The 17,866-nt window shown below is 44.4% G+C and carries 11 protein-coding genes; all 11 read left to right on the top strand.

Going from position 1 to position 17,866, the window contains the following annotated elements; translation table 11 throughout:
* Window positions 1-13 precede the first annotated feature (13 nt).
* The 11 genes from FN782_RS13950 (at window position 14) to FN782_RS14000 (ending at window position 17,837) form a co-directional block, all read left to right on the top strand.
* Entirely contained in the window at window positions 14-1,690 is a 1,677-nt protein-coding gene (locus FN782_RS13950) for an AraC family transcriptional regulator (RefSeq protein ID WP_185956327.1), read from the top strand.
* A gap of 161 nt (window positions 1,691-1,851) precedes the next feature.
* Window positions 1,852-2,784 carry an iron-hydroxamate ABC transporter substrate-binding protein gene (locus tag FN782_RS13955; protein ID WP_142506417.1) on the top strand — a complete coding sequence of 311 codons (933 nt, stop codon included), beginning with the start codon at window positions 1,852-1,854 and terminating at the stop codon, window positions 2,782-2,784.
* Window positions 2,777-3,799: a FecCD family ABC transporter permease gene (locus FN782_RS13960; protein WP_142506418.1), complete on the top strand. Its 1,023-nt coding sequence runs from the start codon at window positions 2,777-2,779 to the stop codon at window positions 3,797-3,799. The genes FN782_RS13955 and FN782_RS13960 overlap by 8 nt, the downstream gene beginning before the upstream one ends.
* Window positions 3,789-4,811 carry a FecCD family ABC transporter permease gene (locus FN782_RS13965; RefSeq protein WP_142506419.1) on the top strand — a complete coding sequence of 341 codons (1,023 nt, stop codon included), beginning with the start codon at window positions 3,789-3,791 and terminating at the stop codon, window positions 4,809-4,811. The genes FN782_RS13960 and FN782_RS13965 overlap by 11 nt, the downstream gene beginning before the upstream one ends.
* Before the next feature lie 15 nt (window positions 4,812-4,826).
* Complete coding sequence (locus FN782_RS13970) at window positions 4,827-5,678, top strand: alpha/beta hydrolase (RefSeq protein ID WP_142506420.1); 852 nt, start codon at window positions 4,827-4,829, stop codon at window positions 5,676-5,678.
* Between the two features lie 181 nt (window positions 5,679-5,859).
* Window positions 5,860-6,645: a 2,3-dihydro-2,3-dihydroxybenzoate dehydrogenase gene (locus tag FN782_RS13975; RefSeq protein WP_142506421.1), complete on the top strand. Its 786-nt coding sequence runs from the start codon at window positions 5,860-5,862 to the stop codon at window positions 6,643-6,645.
* Between the two features lie 22 nt (window positions 6,646-6,667).
* Window positions 6,668-7,891: an isochorismate synthase DhbC gene (gene dhbC / locus FN782_RS13980; RefSeq protein ID WP_142506422.1), complete on the top strand. Its 1,224-nt coding sequence runs from the start codon at window positions 6,668-6,670 to the stop codon at window positions 7,889-7,891.
* A 21-nt stretch (window positions 7,892-7,912) separates the two neighbouring features.
* Window positions 7,913-9,511, top strand: a complete 1,599-nt coding sequence (locus FN782_RS13985; RefSeq protein ID WP_142506423.1) for a (2,3-dihydroxybenzoyl)adenylate synthase — start codon at window positions 7,913-7,915, stop codon at window positions 9,509-9,511.
* A gap of 24 nt (window positions 9,512-9,535) precedes the next feature.
* Window positions 9,536-10,450, top strand: a complete 915-nt coding sequence (locus tag FN782_RS13990; protein WP_142506424.1) for an isochorismatase family protein — start codon at window positions 9,536-9,538, stop codon at window positions 10,448-10,450.
* 14 nt (window positions 10,451-10,464) lie between these two features.
* The gene (locus FN782_RS13995; protein WP_142506425.1) at window positions 10,465-17,640 is read left to right on the top strand and encodes an amino acid adenylation domain-containing protein; all 7,176 of its coding nucleotides are present in this window, start codon (window positions 10,465-10,467) and stop codon (window positions 17,638-17,640) included.
* The gene (locus FN782_RS14000; protein ID WP_142506426.1) at window positions 17,640-17,837 is read left to right on the top strand and encodes an MbtH family protein; all 198 of its coding nucleotides are present in this window, start codon (window positions 17,640-17,642) and stop codon (window positions 17,835-17,837) included. The genes FN782_RS13995 and FN782_RS14000 overlap by 1 nt, the downstream gene beginning before the upstream one ends.
* The last annotated feature ends 29 nt before the right edge of the window (window positions 17,838-17,866 follow it).

The raw sequence follows: 17,866 nt of genomic DNA on the forward strand, positions 1-17,866 counted from the left end.
AAGGAGAGACAAGATGAAATTGATGCATAATCAGGAAAATCAATCTAAACGACTAGATGATAAAGTGGCGTGGAGTCGTTTATTCTGTCAAATCAAGGGGATCGACAGAGTGAAAACAAATGAACAGCCTCCAAGACTTGCGAATTCTTTTGAACTGATTATTGTGAAAGAAGGAAAGGGGTTAATAAGACTGGATCAAGCAAGCTTTTTTTTACATGCTCAAGATGTTTGTTTCATCCATCCCTCACAAGTGTATAGTGTGGAAACGAAGCACGATGAGAGCCTTGAGTATATATGTTGTAGGTTCGAGGTTTTCACGGTTGGAAGAGAAGGGTTGGAACTGACTTCGTTTAGAGAGCATCATCTTTTTCCGTTAAAGGGGAAGCAGTCCGTAGGAGAATTTCCGGAGATCCTAGAAACTGTGGAGTCGCTTTATCATTTCAAAGAGAGCGGGAAGGGTTTGGAACGATTTCACAAACGAATTTTATTGGAACAGTTGATCTATTTGATAGCCAAAAATCGAAAGACATCTTCAGAGAAGGATACGTTGAAGGCGATTGAGGAGACAAGGGTTTTTATGGAAAACCATTTCCATGAAAACATCTCGATTGGAATGCTAGCTTCAAAGGCTGAAATCAGTGCCAAATATTTCTCAGATCTATTTAAAAAAGAGTATGGGATCAGTGTCAGCGAATATTTGACAAATCTCAGAATCAATAAAGCAAAATCCCTGTTGGTAAAGGGGGAAGAAAAGATACGGGATATTGCCAATCAAGTTGGGTATAGTGATGAGTTTTATTTAAGCCGTAAGTTTAAACAGACCGTAGGCATTTCTCCTTCAATCTATCGTAAAAGGAGGAAGCAAAAGGTTGCAGCGTATGATCTACCGACGATTGGTCATTTATATGCCTTAAATATTTGCCCATATGCTGCCCCCATTCATCCCAAATGGACCTCCTATTATTATCAAACCCATCGTCATGAGATTTCCGTTCATTTAAGTGCCTTCCAAATCAATAAGGATTGGAAGGCCAATCTTCAGATCCTTGAAAAGAATCCCCCAGATCTTATTATTAGCAGGGATGGAATCAGCAAAGAAGAGAAGGAACAGCTGTCAAACATTGCTCCCGTCTATTTTTATCCCCAAAAGATTTCTTGGCGGGAACAGCTGCTTTCGATTGCCAAGTATTTAGGGGAATGGCAAGAGGCGAAAGAATGGTTGAAAACCTATGAAAGAAAGGTTATGCATACAAGAAATCGAATGAAAACGTATGTTGGAGCAGAGACGTTTTTACCTTTGCGGTTATATCGGGGTCTGCTTTACCTTGACTACACTCGCACAATCAAGGAAGTATTTTTTGGTGATTTGCAGATGAATGCCTATCCGTTAAATGATGGCAAGCCGAGGAAACGAGTGATTTTCCTTTCAGAACTAGCCCGATGCAATCCCGATCGGTTATTGCTGAATATCTGTCAGGAATCAGCGACGATCGAGAGCTGGTCTTCGCTTCAACAGGAAAGGTTGTGGAATGACCTGAACGCAGTCCGCTTTCATCAGGTTTATACGATTTCTTCAGATCCATGGAGGGAATATTCTTCCAGTTCACACAAACGCGTTCTAGAGGAAACGATCGCACTTTTTACAGGTTGTTCAGAGAATCAGAAAAACGGATCTTCGCTTCTTTTCTGAACATGTCATCATGTCAGAACCAATGATCCAATTAAAATGTTTCTGGAAATCGTCCAAATAGATTCTGGAATCTGTACATGTACGGAAGAGAGTGTCTATTTTATCATTGATAATGATTATCGATATTAGTTATTTCCGTTGAGAGGAGTTTTTCAGCGATTATGAAAAAGAAATGTCTGGGTATTGCCCTTATTACTGTGTTCATGCTTTTACTGGTAGCATGCGGTGCAAAGAAAGAGGCTGCACATGAAACCAGGACCATTCATTATCTTGGTCAAGAGTATACAGTTCCCAAAAATAGCGAACGGATTGTGATTGCCGGAAGTGTTGAAGCGATGGAAGATGCACTCGTACTTGGTGTTGAACCGATTGGTGGAATTACCGTAGGAGGGAAGTTTCCCGACATGTTCGCGGAAATTACAGATTCGACCGAACCGATCGGAGAAAAGAAACAACCCAACTTGGAAACGATATTAAAGCTGAAGCCGGATGTTATTTTAGGCAGTTCAAAATTCCCGGCGGATGTTAAGAAAAAGTTGGCTAAAATCGCTCCTACGATTCCGATTTCTTATATATCGACGGATTGGAAAGCAAATTTGCGTGTGCTGGCGGAATTGACAGGCAAACAGGATCAAGCCGAACGGATTTTGCAAAAATATGAGGATGATGTGGCTGCAGCCAAGAAGCAATTAAGTGAGAGATTAAAAGATAAAACGGTTGTCACTGTTCGAATCAGGGGCGGAAATATCATGATTTACCGAGAGGATGTGTTCTTCAATCCTACGTTATACAAGGATTTGGGACTGACCGTACCGGAACAGGTCAAATCCGCAAAAACTCAGGAAGTGATTTCACTGGAGAAATTCAGTGAGCTAAACCCGGACTACCTCTTTGTGCAGTTCTCTGCGGATGAGAATAAGGAGCAACCCAAGGTTTTTGAGGAGCTGCAAAAAAACCCCATCTGGAAGAGTATCAATGCGGTGAAAAACGACAAAGTATTCGTCAATGTGGTTGATCCTCATGCACAAGGGGGTACAGCATGGAGTAAGATTCACTTCCTCGAAGCAGCTGTTGAGAGGTTGTCCAATGAATAAAGTCAAGCGAATAAGAATTTCTTTGCCGGTCCTTATTTTAGGACTCTCGCCGATCATCATTGCATTTACAATGATAGGCTCCATACTCTATGGAGCCAAAGATATCGGTTGGAGCACGGTGTTGGATGCGTTCTTTCAGTTTGATTCGGGAAATGTAGATCACCAAATTGTGATGTATTCCCGTTTGCCAAGGGTGATTGGAGCGCTTTTGATTGGAGCCTTTCTTGCCATATCAGGAGCGATTATGCAGGGGATGACAAGAAACTATCTTGCATCCCCTTCAATTATGGGAGTTTCTGATGGGTCCGTTTTTGCCATTACATTCTGTATGATTTTTATTCCAAATGCCTCTCCCCTGGATATGATTGTATATTCACTTGTTGGCTCGGCAGTCGCAGTAGGCATTGTCTTGGGATTTATGTCACTGTTGCCCAATGGAATGTCCCCCGTTCGAATGGCAATCATTGGAACCATCATTGGAACGTTTCTGAGCAGTATATCAGCCGCCATGGCTTCCTATTTTCAGGTTTCACAGAATATCAGTTTTTGGTATAACGCTCGCTTGCATCAAATCGATCCAAACCTCATAAAATTGGCCATTCCTTTTGCACTTGTTGGAATAGGGTTGGCACTGCTCATTTCCAAGTCGATTACCGTTCTTTCATTGGGTCATGAGGTTTCCGTAAGTTTGGGGCAAAAAAATGTGTTTGTAAAAGTGGTTGCGATCATTAGTGTTGTCATTTTGACCGGTATTTCGGTCGCTTTGGCCGGTAATATCGGATTTGTAGGGCTGATCATTCCCCATATCACCCGGTTTTTGGTCGGCTTTGATTATCGATTGATTATTTCTTGTGCGGGTGTTATTGGGGCCATCTTTCTAGCGCTGTCCGATATCCTGAGTCGATTTCTAAATCATCCATTTGAAACGCCCATTGGGGTTGTCACCGCATTGATCGGGGTTCCTTTCTTCCTCTACTTGATTCGAAAAAGAGGGGGGATGAAATATGCCTCGTGACTCTGCAAGACGGTATTGGACAGTGTTGATTACAAGCTTTTTGATGATTTTGGCTGCAATATATGTCAGCCTGACCAACGGTGCATTTGACATTGCCGTCTGGGACGTGGTGAGGACCCTCCTTCGAATCGATCCAAATGCAGCGCATGATTTAGTCATATTTGAATTTCGACTTCCCCGTATTGTGATTGCGGGATTGGTCGGTTTCGGCCTGGGGATTGCAGGAGCGGTGCTCCAGGGGATCACCAGAAATGGATTGGCTGATCCTGGGATTTTGGGGATTAATGCAGGTGCAGGAGCGGCTATCGTCATCTTTATGTTTTTCTTTCAAGGTCAAATAACGGGAACAAGCTGGGTGTCAATTTTGGCAATGCCATTGTTTGGATTGGTTGGTGGCCTAGGAGCGGCAATTTTTATTTATCTGTTTTCATGGAGTAACGGAAGGTTGGACCCTCAACGCCTGATTTTAGTTGGAATCGCCATAGGGTCCGGATTTGGGGCGTTGTCCCTACACCTGTCGCTAAAGATGAATCCACAGGATTTCGAAATGGCGACGGTATGGTTTACAGGGAGTATTTGGAATGCGAACTGGAAATATATTGTACCGGTGTTTTTATGGCTTGTCATTTTAGTCCCTATTGTTATCAGGAAATCATATATTCTTGATCTTCTTCAGCTGGGAGAAGATATTGCCACAGGTCTGGGAGTCTCCACAGAAAAAGAAAAAAATGTGCTGCTTCTCTGTAGTATTGGAATCGTCAGCGCTTGTGTCTCTGTTTCCGGAAGTATTGGATTTGTCGGACTGATCGCGCCTCACATCAGTAAGCGTCTGATTGGCATTCATCATAACCGTGTCATTCCTGTCAGTGGTACCGTTGGGATGTTTCTTGTCATTATTTCCGATTTTATTGCTAAAACCGTCTTTTCTCCGGTTGAACTACCTGTTGGGATCGTTATTTCTCTCATTGGTGTTCCGTATTTCATCTATTTATTGTATAAAACCAAGGTTTAAGGATTTCATAATGGTATGAATGGGGGATTAATCATGAAGGAAGTTACAAATTCCGATCCATTTACGATTGTGGGAACAGAACAGTACAACATGGTTTCCAAAATGAATCGAGAATACCGAATCTTTGTGTCAAAGCCAAGTGAGAAGCCACCTGCATCCGGTTACCCAGTGATCTATCTGCTAGATGGGAATTCCATATTTGGAACAGTTGTAGAAGCAATCAGAATTCAATCAAAAAGACCTGAGAAAACGGGTATTGTACCGGCTATTGTCGTTGGCATCGGTTATCCGACGGAAGCCCCTTTTTCCCCTCATCGTTTTTACGACTATACAATGGCACAAACCGATCAAGAAATGCCCTTTAAGCCCGACGGAAAACCCTGGCCTAAACAGGGTGGGGCGAGTGAGTTCTTATCCTTTATAGAAGAAGAACTGAAGCCGAAGATTCACCAGACCCTTAAGGTTGACTCCAATAAACAGACGATCTTTGGTCACTCACTGGGTGGATTGTTTGTATTGTATACCCTCTTTACAAGTCCTCGTTCTTTTCAATCATATATTGCAGGAAGTCCTTCACTTCATTGGAATGAGCGGAACATTCTCGCAAAAGAAAGGAGCTTTATGGCTCGACTTGAAAGAGAAGCCATTCATGCCAAACTGTTAATAGGAATTGGGGAATTGGAGAAGGAGCATAAAAGCAATATCGGAGAACTGGCAAAAAAAATGTCAGAGCGGCTTTCTTTCTATAAAAATCGAGGGTTGAATGTAAAATTCATTCAGTTTGAGGATGAATGTCACACCTCTGTTCTACCACCTCTCATTAACAAATCTTTACGCTTTTCCTTGCATTCACAGGTGGATCAGTAAATATGGCTTCATCAATCATTGGATGAAGCCATTATATAAAATTGAAAACAGTATGATTCTACAAAAAATAATCTTGACGAGGCGGTTCAATTTTTGTAAGATGAGAAATAAATTTAGTGATAATGATTATCAATTTCAATAAATAAGCGATTTGGATTCGCAAAAAAAGGATGTGATCTGGTTGGGCCATTTACACATTGAAGGAAAAGTTGCTCTGGTGACAGGAGCAGCACAAGGAATTGGGAAGGAGGTGATGAGGTCTCTTGCGGAACATGGTGTGTGCGTGGCAGGGGTAGATAAAAATGCAGAAAAATTGATGAAGTGTGTCTTTGAGTTAAAGGAAGAGGGTTATGATGTGCATGCTTTTCATGCTGATGTCCGTAACAGCAATGCAGTAAACGATGTTATTGAGCGAATTGAAGAGATTTGTGGCGCGATTGACATTTTGGTAAATGTAGCCGGAATTCTTCGGACAGGTCCAATTGAAAGCTTTACGAATGAAGATTGGGAAGAGACCTTCAGCGTGAATACGGCAGGCGTTTTTCATGTATCACGGGCTGTCAGCCGGTTGATGATTCCCCGTCAATCGGGTGCGATTGTTACAGTGAGCTCAAACGCAGCTGACGTTCCACGAATGTTTATGTCGGCTTATGCTGCTTCAAAAGCTGCTTCAACCATGTTCACCAAATGTCTCGCTCTTGAGCTTGCTCCGCACCATATCCGTTGTAATATCGTATCCCCTGGTTCAACGGATACTGAAATGCAGACAGCGATGTGGGCTGATGAAGATGGGGCAAATAAAGTGATTGCGGGTACGTTGGAGGAGTATCGTCTGGGGATTCCTCTTCAAAAAATAGCCAAGCCTTGCGATATTGCAGATGCTGTCCTTTTTCTGGTTTCAGAACAATCACGTCATGTCACGATGCATGACTTGCGTGTAGATGGTGGGGCAACATTAGGAGCTTAGATGAAAAGGAGGCGTAACATTAATGCAAAAGATCATTGATGCAAGTACGGCTGAACAGCTGCTTCATGATTATCAACCTGGCTCATCGTTTTTTCTGTCATCCTCCAACCAAACGCTGTTGGCCGAAGGGGTCTTTGCCAGTGTACAGAGTGATCCTTCACATGAACGAACAGCACTGATTGAGCATACAGAATCATTGCTGAAGGAAGCCAAACGATCCGGAACAAGTCAACATCCAATGGTCGTTGGAGCGATTCCGTTTGATCTAACCAAACCGTCTCGCTTGATTGTCCCTTTAAAGGGTCAATGGGCAGGTCCGCTCCCTTTTGGTCAAATGAAAAATCAGATCGATGAACCGAGTGGTGCGGAATACGACATCCACCCTGTTCCGACACCAGAAGATTATAAGCATGCGGTTGAGCGGGGATTGGATAAAATCGCTGCGGGTGAATTGACGAAAATTGTATTGTCACGGTCCCTGCACCTTACAGCAAAAGAAAAGGTGGACATCCCTCATCTGCTTCGTAAGTTGGCGAGGCACAATCCAAAAGGTTACACATTTGCTGTGGATTTAAGTGGGCAAAAATCGCTTCAGAAACCTACAGAAACCACAGGTGGAAAAACGTTGTTGGGGGCAAGCCCGGAGCTGCTCGTTTCAAGATCGGGATTACAAGTGGTCGCCAACCCTTTGGCTGGGTCCGCCCCAAGAAGTGGAGATCCAAAAGAGGATCAACGCCGTGCATCCGGTCTACTAGCTTCAGTGAAAGATCGGCATGAGCATGCGGTTGTCGTGGATGCAGTTGCACAGGCACTTAAACCGTATTGTAAAACCTTATCGGTTCCAAAAGAGCCATCGCTTCTACATACTGAAACATTGTGGCATTTATCTTCGGAGATTAAAGGAGAATTGATACAGCCTTCCACGACATCTCTTGAGCTTGCTCTCGCTCTTCATCCGACACCGGCTGTTTGTGGAACGCCAACGGAGTTGGCAAGAAAAGCGATTCACGAAATTGAGCCTTTTGACCGCGGCTTTTTCAGCGGAATGGTTGGCTGGTGTGACAGTAAAGGAGATGGAGAATGGATTGTCACCATTCGATGTGCAGAGGCTGAAAGTCATTCACTGAAACTGTTTGCTGGAGCTGGTGTTGTGGAAGGATCAAACCCAGAGAAAGAACTGGCCGAAACCACGGCTAAGTTTCGGACGATGCTTCTGGCAATGGGCTTAAGCAGTGAAAAATGTTAAACAATGTTGGAGGTATCAACGATGTTTGCAAATTGCACTTCATGGCCAGAAGCGTTTACAGACCAGTATCGGAAGGAAGGATGCTGGAAAGGTGAAACGTTTGGCGAAATGCTGAGAGAAAGGGCTTTAAAATATGGTGATCGAACAGCCGTTACCGGTAAGGAAAGAGAGATCAGTTACAAGCATTTGGACCGGAACGTTGACCAATTGGCTGCCGGACTTCACCAAATGGGGATCAGACAATACGATCGTGTAGTTGTGCAATTGCCGAATCGAATTGAGTTTTTTGAAGTGATTTTTGCACTGTTTCGTTTGGGGGCGCTGCCTGTCTTTGCTTTGCCTTCCCATCGTTACAGTGAGATCCGTTATTTTTGTGAATTCAGTGAAGCGAAAGCCTATATCATTGCGGACCGTGACGCAGGATTTGACTTTCGCTCCCTGGCAAAGAAAGTAATCGAGACCGTACCCACTTTACAGCATATCGTCGTGATCGGTGATGGAGGTAAATTTCAAGCGCTCGATCAATTGTATCAAGACCCAATCGATTTACCCAACATTGATTCAAGCGAGATTGTATTCTTTCAGCTTTCAGGTGGAAGCACGGGACTCCCTAAATTCATTCCACGAACACATGATGATTACATATACAGCCTTCGATTGAGTGCAGAGGTTTGTAACCTTCATGAGAGCAGTGTGTATCTTGCCGTTCTCCCGATTGCTCATAATTATCCACTTAGCTCTCCGGGCGTTCTGGGTACGCTTTATGCGGGAGGAAGAGTGGTTCTTTCCGGTGATTCCAGTCCGGATGAAGCATTTCCATTGATTGAACGGGAACAGGTAACGATTACAGCGCTTGTACCACCAATTGCATTAGTGTGGTTAGAAGCGGTGTCATCCCGTCAATGCGATTTATCCAGCCTCGAAGTGTTACAGGTTGGCGGAGGGAAATTTGGTTCAGAGGCAGCGAGAAGAGTCAAGCCAGTGATTGGTTGTACATTACAGCAAGTGTATGGAATGGCTGAAGGATTGGTGAACTATACAAGACTGGATGATCCGGAAGAGATTTTGATTCATACACAGGGGAGGCCGATGTCACCCTATGATGAGATTCGCATTGTAGATGAGGAAGACCGAGAAGTGGCGTTGGGCGAAGTGGGAGAATTACTGACAAGAGGTCCCTATACCATCCGGGGATATTATAAAGCGAAAGAGTATAATAGAAAAGCCTTTACGTCAGATGGTTTTTATCGAACAGGGGATTTAGTCAGGATGACTCCTGAGGGATATTTGATTGTCGAGGGACGTGCAAAGGATCAAATCAATCGAGGTGGTGAAAAGATCGCTGCAGCGGAAGTGGAGAATCATCTTCTCGCCCATCCTTTGGTTCGGGATGCAGCAATCGTTTCCATGCCGGATGAATTTCTGGGTGAACGCTCTTGTGCCTTTGTCATTGCACAGGATGATTCATTGAACATTGCTGAGGTGAAAGCATTTTTAAGAGAGCGAGGGCTGGCAGCATTTAAAATCCCTGATCGGGTAGAGTTTATAGATTCTTTCCCAAAAACAGCTGTAGGAAAGGTGAATAAGCGATCATTGCGACAAATGGTTGCAAACAAATAAGAAGAAAAGAAAGGTCGTGATTAGATGCCTATACCGGCAATTGCATCCTATCAAATGCCTGGGAGCTCAGACTTGCCTGAAAACAGAGTTTCATGGACACCGGAACCGAACCGTTCAGTATTGCTCATCCATGATATGCAAAACTATTTTCTCCATGCTTTTATGCAAAAGGAGTCTCCGTTAGTAGAGCTGGTTCAACATATTAAAAGGATAAAAAGAAAGTGTCACGCACTTCAAATTCCTGTCGTTTACTCGGCCCAACCCGGCGGACAAACACCGGAACAGCGTGGTTTACTCCAGGATTTTTGGGGAGACGGAATTCCAAACCATTCGGATGAACAGAGTATTCATACGGATCTTTCACCGGATTCAAATGATATTGTACTGACAAAATGGCGATACAGTGCCTTCAAAAAAACGAATCTTCTGGAACTTGTAAAGGAACAGGGGCGAGACCAGCTCATCATTTGTGGAGTCTATGCACACATTGGATGCTTGTTAACAGCAAGTGAAGCCTTTATGCAAGATATACAACCGTTCTTTATAGCAGATGCAGTAGCTGACTTTTCTTTTGAACATCATCAGATGGCGATCCAATATGCTGCTGATCGTTGTGCTGTCACCATGTCGACTGAGCAACTGATTGATGAATGGAAAAAGAGCCTATCGGACGGCTATCACGCATTGCCGATGAGTTTACAGGAGGTTCAAAAACAAGTGGCTGAGCTTCTTCAGGAAGATCCTGTTCATCTCTCCGTTGATGAAGACTTGATCCATAGAGGGTTGGATTCCATTCGCATCATGAGTTTAGTGGAAAAGTGGAGAAGCAGCGGAGCCGAGGTTACCTTTGTTGATTTGGCGGAACGACCGACTCTTTCGGAATGGTGGAGCTTGTTGTCTGCCCAATCAGAAAAGATCGCCAGTCGAGATCTGGGTTAAAGGAGGGACACGCTATGTTGAATCGTCCAGCGTGGCGCTTGCCTTTATCTGTAGCACAATCGGGGATCTGGTTTGCTCAGCAGCTGGATCCCGATAATCCTATCTATAATACGGGAGAATATATTGAGATTGACGGACCGATTGATCCGGCACTCTTTGAGAAAGCCGTTAGAGACGTTTTGTCGGAAGCAGAAGCTTTGCACGCTCGTTTTGAGGAAGATGGGAATGGACCGTATCAAATCATCCAACCATCTGTTGATTTTACGTTTCATGTGATAGATGTCAGTACAGAAGATGATCCGGAAGAAGCGGCGATCCATTGGATGAAGGAAGATTTGTCTAAACCTGTCCGTTTACGCTGTGGCGAACTCTTTACCGAAGCCTTGTTTAAAGTATCTGCGAATCGTTTTTTCTGGTATCAGCGCATCCACCATATTGCGATCGATGGCTTTGGTGTTTCACTGATTGTTCAGAAAGTAGCAAAAGTGTATACAGAGCTTGCAAACCATTTCGTTCCAAGTGGACACTTCGCATCGATCACCTCAATGGTGAAAGAGGATGAAACCTATCAAGAATCGGAACAGTTTAAGCGTGATCGGAAATTTTGGCTGAAGCGTTTTGAAGACAAGCCGGAAATCGTCAGTTTTTCCGATCGCGTTGGCAGGACGTCCAATACGTTCATTCGACAAACAGCTTATCTGCCGGCTTCGGAGATAAAGCGTCTGAAACAGGGAACAGAAAAGCTTAAGACAAGCTGGCATGAAGCATTTATTGCCACAACAGCCCTTTACCTTTACCGAATGACAAATTCACCGAATGTTGTGCTTGGGTTACCGATGATGAATCGCCTCGGTTCTTCGCTGATCAATGTACCTGCAATGGTCATGAATATCGTACCTCTCCGTCTATACCTCCATTCAGAGATGAGTGTTTCGGAGCTGTTGACTTACATCAGACAGGAAGTAAGTGAAGTCAGACAGCATCAAAAATACCGTCATGAGCAGTTGCGCCGGGATTTAAAGCTTTTGGGGGAAGATCAGAGATTATTTGGCCCACAGTTGAACATGATGCCATTTGAATACAACCTCAGCTTTGCAGGGCATCCAGGGAAGATGCACAATCTTGCGGCAGGGCCGATTGATGATTTATCTATTAATATCAGAGCCAATGAAGATGGATTAACCATTGATTTTGATGCCAATCCGGCGATTTATCGTAACGATGAACTGTCAAGCCATCAACAGCGGTTCCTGGCATTACTGAAAACATTGACCGACATGAATCCGGCGCTGCCCATTGGAAATATCAATCTCCTTCTTCCGGAAGAGCGCCATCAAGTGATAAAAGCATGGAATGAAACGACACAAACACCATTAAACAAAAATTTTTTAGAACAATTTGAAAAAACGGCAGCTATGATGCCGGATGATCCAGCAATCGTATTTGAGAATGAGGTGCTGACGTATTCGGAGTTAAACAGACGAGCGAACCGTTTGGCCCATTTACTGCTTGAAAAGCATCAAATCGGACCCGAACAATATGTAGCGATGGCTCTTCCACGTTTACCGGAAATGGTGATTAGCATGTTGGCCGTTCTTAAAACGGGAGCGGCATATCTTCCGCTGGACATGGAATATCCAAAGGAACGCATTCATTTCATGCTTGAAGATACGAATCCAGCTTGTATCCTTACGCATTCGTCCATGGTGTCAAAACTGGTGAATGGAACTTCCGCTCCGCTGGTTGTTGTGGATAAGTCCACAACAGAAAAGGAACTTCAGAGGTGTTCGGATACCAATGTATGTAAGCGGCAGTCACCTCTTCATCCCGCTTATGTCATTTATACATCCGGATCTACGGGGAAACCAAAAGGTGTCGTTGTGTCATTGAATAGCTTGAATCATTTTCTGTTTGCGATGCAGGAGAGATTCACATTACAGAGACAAGATCGGTTACTGGCTGTAACCACCATTGCGTTTGATATTTCAGCATTGGAAATTTACCTGCCATTAATCAGCGGAGCCAGCGTTGTCATTGGGAAGAAGGAAACGGTTCAAGATCCACGGGCTTTGGCAACGCAGATTTCCAAAAATGAGATTACAGTGATGCAGGCAACGCCAACATTATGGCATATGCTTGTAACCTATCACCCGGATTGTGTGGCGGGTCTTCGTGTACTCGTGGGGGGAGAAGCACTCCCTGGCCATTTGGCATCCGCCTTGCATCATCTGGATTGCGAGGTTACGAACCTTTACGGACCGACAGAGACAACGATTTGGTCAACGGCAGCAACCATTTCCCCTGAAGATATTCAAAATCCACCCATTGGTCGCCCGATTTGGAATACACAGGTATATGTGTTAGACAATCGGCTTCAACCCGTTCCTCCAGGAGTCGTTGGAGAGCTGTATATTGCAGGTGAAGGGCTTGCCAGGGGATATTTGAAACGCCCAGACTTAACGGCAGAACGGTTTGTTGCGAACCCTTACGGTGCAGCAGGCAGCCGTATGTATCGAACAGGAGATCTTGTACGATGGGATGACAACGGTTCTCTCAATTATATAGGACGTGCAGATCAGCAAATGAAGATTCGTGGCTTCCGGATTGAGTTAGGTGAAATTGAGACGGCCATTATGAAGGATGAACGTGTTGAACAGGTGGCAGTCGTTGTTCGGGAAGACCAAGCCGGAGACAAACGTTTAATCGCTTACATTGTCCCATATACAAAAGAGAAGGTTGAGATAGGAACATTGCGTCAATTTTTGCATGAGAGCTTGCCGGATTACATGGTACCGTCTGTTTTCATGGTGATCGATCATTTACCTTTGACACCGAACGGAAAGGTTGACCGTAAAGCATTGCCAGATCCCCATACGCCATTATCCGATCATGTCAGGAAAGCTCGAACACCTCAGGAAGAAATCTTATGTGAATTGTTTGCGGAAGTACTAGGGGTATCCCATGTTGGAATTGACGATCATTTTTTTGAATTAGGGGGGCACTCATTACTTGCTGCACGTCTCATGAGTCAAATTCGCGATGTATTCGGAATGAACCTGACGATTGGTACACTGTTTCAAGCCCCTACCGTTGCAAGTCTGATGAAACAGTTAGCAAAAACGGACACTGCAAAACCGATGGTCAAATCAGTGGAACGTCCTGAGGTGGTCCCACTTTCCTTTGCCCAGCGAAGGCTTTGGTTTCTTCACTGCTTGGAAGGACCAAGCCCCACATATAATATTCCTGTGGTTGTACGACTGTCAGGAGAACTTCACTACGAAGCATTGCAGCAAGCCCTATATGATGTAATCGATCGACATGAATCACTCCGAACCATTTTCCCGGATCAACAGGGTACTTCCTGCCAGTTCATTTTACCTCCTTATCAAGTACGACCCGAATTGCAGGTCATCAAGACGAGTGAACAGGAATTATCGGGTGAGCTGAATGCTGCTGTACGCTACCGTTTCAATTTGTCTGAGGAACCTGCCATTCGGTTCTATCTGTTCAAGCTTCATTCAAATGAACATGTGTTATTACTGCTGATGCATCATATAATCATCGATGGTTGGTCTTTAACACCGTTAACGCGGGATTTGGCTTCTGCATATCATGCTCGCTGTCAAAATGAACAGATACGCTACTCACCTTTGCCTGTACAATATGCGGATTATGCGCTTTGGCAGCAACAATTGCTAGGAAAAGAGCAAGATCCGACGAGTTTAATGGCGAAGCAACTTGAATATTGGAAAGAGAACTTATCCAACTTACCGGACGAGTTGCCATTGCCTGCGGATTACCCTCGACCTCGTGAATCCAGTTATGAGGGAGGGGTTGTCAAGTTTGAAATGGACCCGACACTTCATCAACAACTCCTTGAATTGGCTCGCAAGAATAAAGTGAGTTTATTTATGGTGCTTCAAGCGGGATTTGCAGCTCTTCTGACTCGGCTGGGAGCAGGAACGGACATTCCGATCGGCAGTCCCATCGCAGGTAGAAGTGATGATTCTTTAGAGGATCTTGTCGGACTATTTATCAATACACTCGTTCTGCGAACGAATACTTCAGGAAATCCAAGCTTCAGAGAACTGCTTGAGAGAGTCAGAGATGTCAATTTATCTGCTTATGAACATCAGGATCTTCCATTTGAGAGGTTGGTGGAAGTTCTCAACCCACATCGATCCCGAACAAAGCACCCCTTATTCCAGGTAATGTTTGTATTTCAGAATACACCTGATCCGGTGGTGGATCTCAAAGGCCTGGAAAGTCATCTTGAAATTCGCAGTGTAGGCTCCGCTAAATTTGACTTAACCTTAGAGCTTCGCGAAAAACGTCAGCGTGACGGTTCACCTGATGGACTGAACGGTTTTTTTGAATACAGTGCCGATTTATTTAAATATGCGACAGTCGAATCGTTTGCCATGCGATTCAGGCAGTTGCTAACGGAAGTGGTGCAAAATCCTGATCTTGCCATTGGACACGTGGATATGCTGTTACCGGAAGAGCGCGAACACATGATCAGGAGTCGTGCTGATGACACGCGTCCGGAACGGGAGATCCATTTACCGAAATTATTTGAAAGCCAAGTTCAGATGACACCGGATCGAACAGCTGTTGTCTTTGAAGGGGAGAATTTAAGCTATGATGAGTTAAATCAACGAGCAAATCGGCTGGCACACTTACTGATTGAAAAAGGTGTTGGACCAGAAAAAATCGTAGCGTTGGCTTTCCCCCGTTCACTGGAGATGGTCATCGGTATACTGGCGGTTCTTAAGGCTGGAGGAACGTATTTACCATTAGACCCGGATTATCCAGAAGAACGTATCCTTTATATGTTGGAAGATGCTCAACCGGTATATGTGATTACCAATCAACAGCTGGCTTCCAAATTGCCCTGTGTCCATCATGCACAGCTACTGATTGTGGATGAGGAGAGAACAGTCCAAACATTGGAAGCCAATCATACCCATACGAATCCGACAGATTACGATCGAATCCGTCCGCTGTCATCTGATCATGCGGCTTATATCATTTACACATCCGGATCAACAGGCAATCCCAAAGGTGTCGTGATTCCACATCAAAATGTCATTCGTCTGTTTCAATCGACAGACCATTGGTTCCAATTTTCTTCTGACGATGTTTGGACGATGTTTCACTCCTATGCATTTGATTTTTCAGTATGGGAGATTTGGGGACCCTTACTGTACGGAGGAAAACTGGTCATTGTCCCCCACACCGTTAGCCGTTCCCCTGAAGATTTTTTATACCTGCTTGTGAATGAACAAGTAACGGTTCTAAATCAAACGCCTTCGGCATTTTATCAGCTGATGCAAACCGATAGAGAACATATGGAATTATCAAACCATCTTTCGTTGCGATATGTCATATACGGTGGAGAAGCATTAGAGCTTCGTCGTTTGGAAGACTGGTATGAACGTCATCCGGATTCGATGCCAAAACTGATCAACATGTATGGGATCACGGAAACAACCGTTCATGTAAGCTATATTGAACTGAATGAACAGATCATACGTGAAAGAGCCAATAGCTTAATCGGTCAGAGTATTCCCGATTTGGATGTATATATTTTGGATTCCCATTTACAGCCCGTTCCACCAGGTGTGGTTGGAGAGATGTATGTAGCGGGCAAAGGGTTGGCGCGTGGCTATTTAGAAAGACCCGATTTAACCGCAGAGCGATTTGTTGCCAACCCATTTGGTCCATCCGGTTCAAGAATGTATCGGACTGGAGATTTGGCCAAGTGGCGTTCAGACGGAACATTGGATTATATCGGACGGGCAGATCAACAGGTGAAAATCCGCGGTTTTCGGATTGAGCTTGGGGAAATTGAAGCTGTGATGGCGAAACATCCTTCTATCGAACAGATAGCAGTCGTGGACCGTGAAGATCAGCCTGGTGATAAACGTCTCGTTGCCTATGTCGTATCAGCAAATGGCATTTCTTTAGAAGCAGTTGAGTTAAGAAAATATGCAGCGGCGTTTCTGCCAAATTATATGGTACCATCCGCTATCATGTTGGTAGACGAAATCCCTTTAACCGCTAACGGGAAGCTGGATCGCAAGGCCCTCCCTACTCCTGAGCTTCCCATTACGGTTACAGATCAGGGACCAAGGACTCCACAGGAAGAGATATTGTGTGATCTTTTTTCAGACATTCTAAAGGTGTCTCAAGTAGGGGTTTATGACAGTTTTTTTGAACTTGGAGGCCATTCCCTGTTAGCTGTGCGTTTAATGAGTCGCATTCGTGAAGCGCTTGGAGTGGAGTTAAGTATCGGTGACCTGTTTGAATCCCCTACGGTTTCCGGACTCGCTGAAAGGCTGGAGATGGGGGGGAGCCAAAGTGCTTTGGACGTCTTATTACCGCTTCGGGCATCTGGTGACAAGTCTCCTGTATTTTGTGTTCATCCCGCTGGTGGGCTTAGCTGGTGTTATGCCGGATTAATGACTTCAATCGGAACGGACTATCCGATTTACGGATTACAGGCCAGAGGGATTGCGCAAAAAGAGGATTTGCCCAAAACGCTTGATGAAATGGCGGCAGATTATATTCAACAAATGAAGACGATCCAGCCAAATGGACCTTACAATCTGCTTGGATGGTCACTGGGGGGAAATGTGGTTCATGCGATGGCCTCACAACTGCAAAGCCAAGGGGAAGAAATCGCTCTTGTTGTTATGCTTGATGCATACCCCAATCACTTTTTACCGATCAAGGACGTACCGAATGAACAGGAAGCGCTTATAGCATTATTGGCGTTAGGAGGTTATGACCCAGAAAACATGGATGGAAGACCGTTGAACATGGACAATACGATGGACATTCTGCGTCGGGATGGAAGTGCTTTGGCCAGTTTAGACGAGTCCACCATCCTCAATTTAAAGGAAACGTATCTCAATTCTGTACGCATTCTTGGGGAATACAAACCGAAATGTTTTGATGGCGATCTACTCTTTTTTCGATCCACCATTATTCCGGATTGGTTTGATCCTATTGAACCTGAAGCTTGGTTGCCGTATGTACGTGGGAACATTGTCCAATATGACATTGAATGCCGACATAAAGATATGTGTCAACCGGGGCCGCTAGCTGAAATTGGGAAAATACTTGGAGATCAATTAAAGGAGAAGCAATCGCTCCTGCTGACGAACGGAAGGAGAGATGCGTAGTGACAAACCCATTTGAGGATCAAGAAAGTACCTACCTGGTATTGATGAATGAAGAAGGTCAGTATTCTATTTGGCCAGCTGATATCGATGTTCCCCCTGGTTGGTCCATTGTTTTTACTGAGAATACAAGGGAATCGTGCATCGAATATATTTACTCACACTGGACAGATTTAAAGCCTCATAGTCTCAGAAAATAGCTGTTCGTAATAACAATAACGCTGTTTTC

It is taken from the genome of Melghirimyces algeriensis, assembly GCF_900182565.1.
In the GTDB taxonomy this organism is placed as follows: domain Bacteria; phylum Bacillota; class Bacilli; order Thermoactinomycetales; family DSM-45169; genus Melghirimyces; species Melghirimyces algeriensis.

Excerpts from the sequence above, each read along its gene's own strand:
- FN782_RS13950 (WP_185956327.1), top strand. The coding sequence starts at position 14 with ATGAAATTGATGCATAATCAGGAAAATCAATCTAAACGACTAGATGAT.
- FN782_RS13955 (WP_142506417.1), top strand. The coding sequence starts at position 1,852 with ATGAAAAAGAAATGTCTGGGTATTGCCCTTATTACTGTGTTCATGCTT.
- FN782_RS13960 (WP_142506418.1), top strand. The coding sequence starts at position 2,777 with ATGAATAAAGTCAAGCGAATAAGAATTTCTTTGCCGGTCCTTATTTTA.
- FN782_RS13965 (WP_142506419.1), top strand. The coding sequence starts at position 3,789 with ATGCCTCGTGACTCTGCAAGACGGTATTGGACAGTGTTGATTACAAGC.
- FN782_RS13970 (WP_142506420.1), top strand. The coding sequence starts at position 4,827 with ATGAATGGGGGATTAATCATGAAGGAAGTTACAAATTCCGATCCATTT.
- dhbC (WP_142506422.1), top strand. The coding sequence starts at position 6,668 with ATGCAAAAGATCATTGATGCAAGTACGGCTGAACAGCTGCTTCATGAT.
- FN782_RS13985 (WP_142506423.1), top strand. The coding sequence starts at position 7,913 with ATGTTTGCAAATTGCACTTCATGGCCAGAAGCGTTTACAGACCAGTAT.
- FN782_RS13990 (WP_142506424.1), top strand. The coding sequence starts at position 9,536 with ATGCCTATACCGGCAATTGCATCCTATCAAATGCCTGGGAGCTCAGAC.
- FN782_RS13995 (WP_142506425.1), top strand. The coding sequence starts at position 10,465 with ATGTTGAATCGTCCAGCGTGGCGCTTGCCTTTATCTGTAGCACAATCG.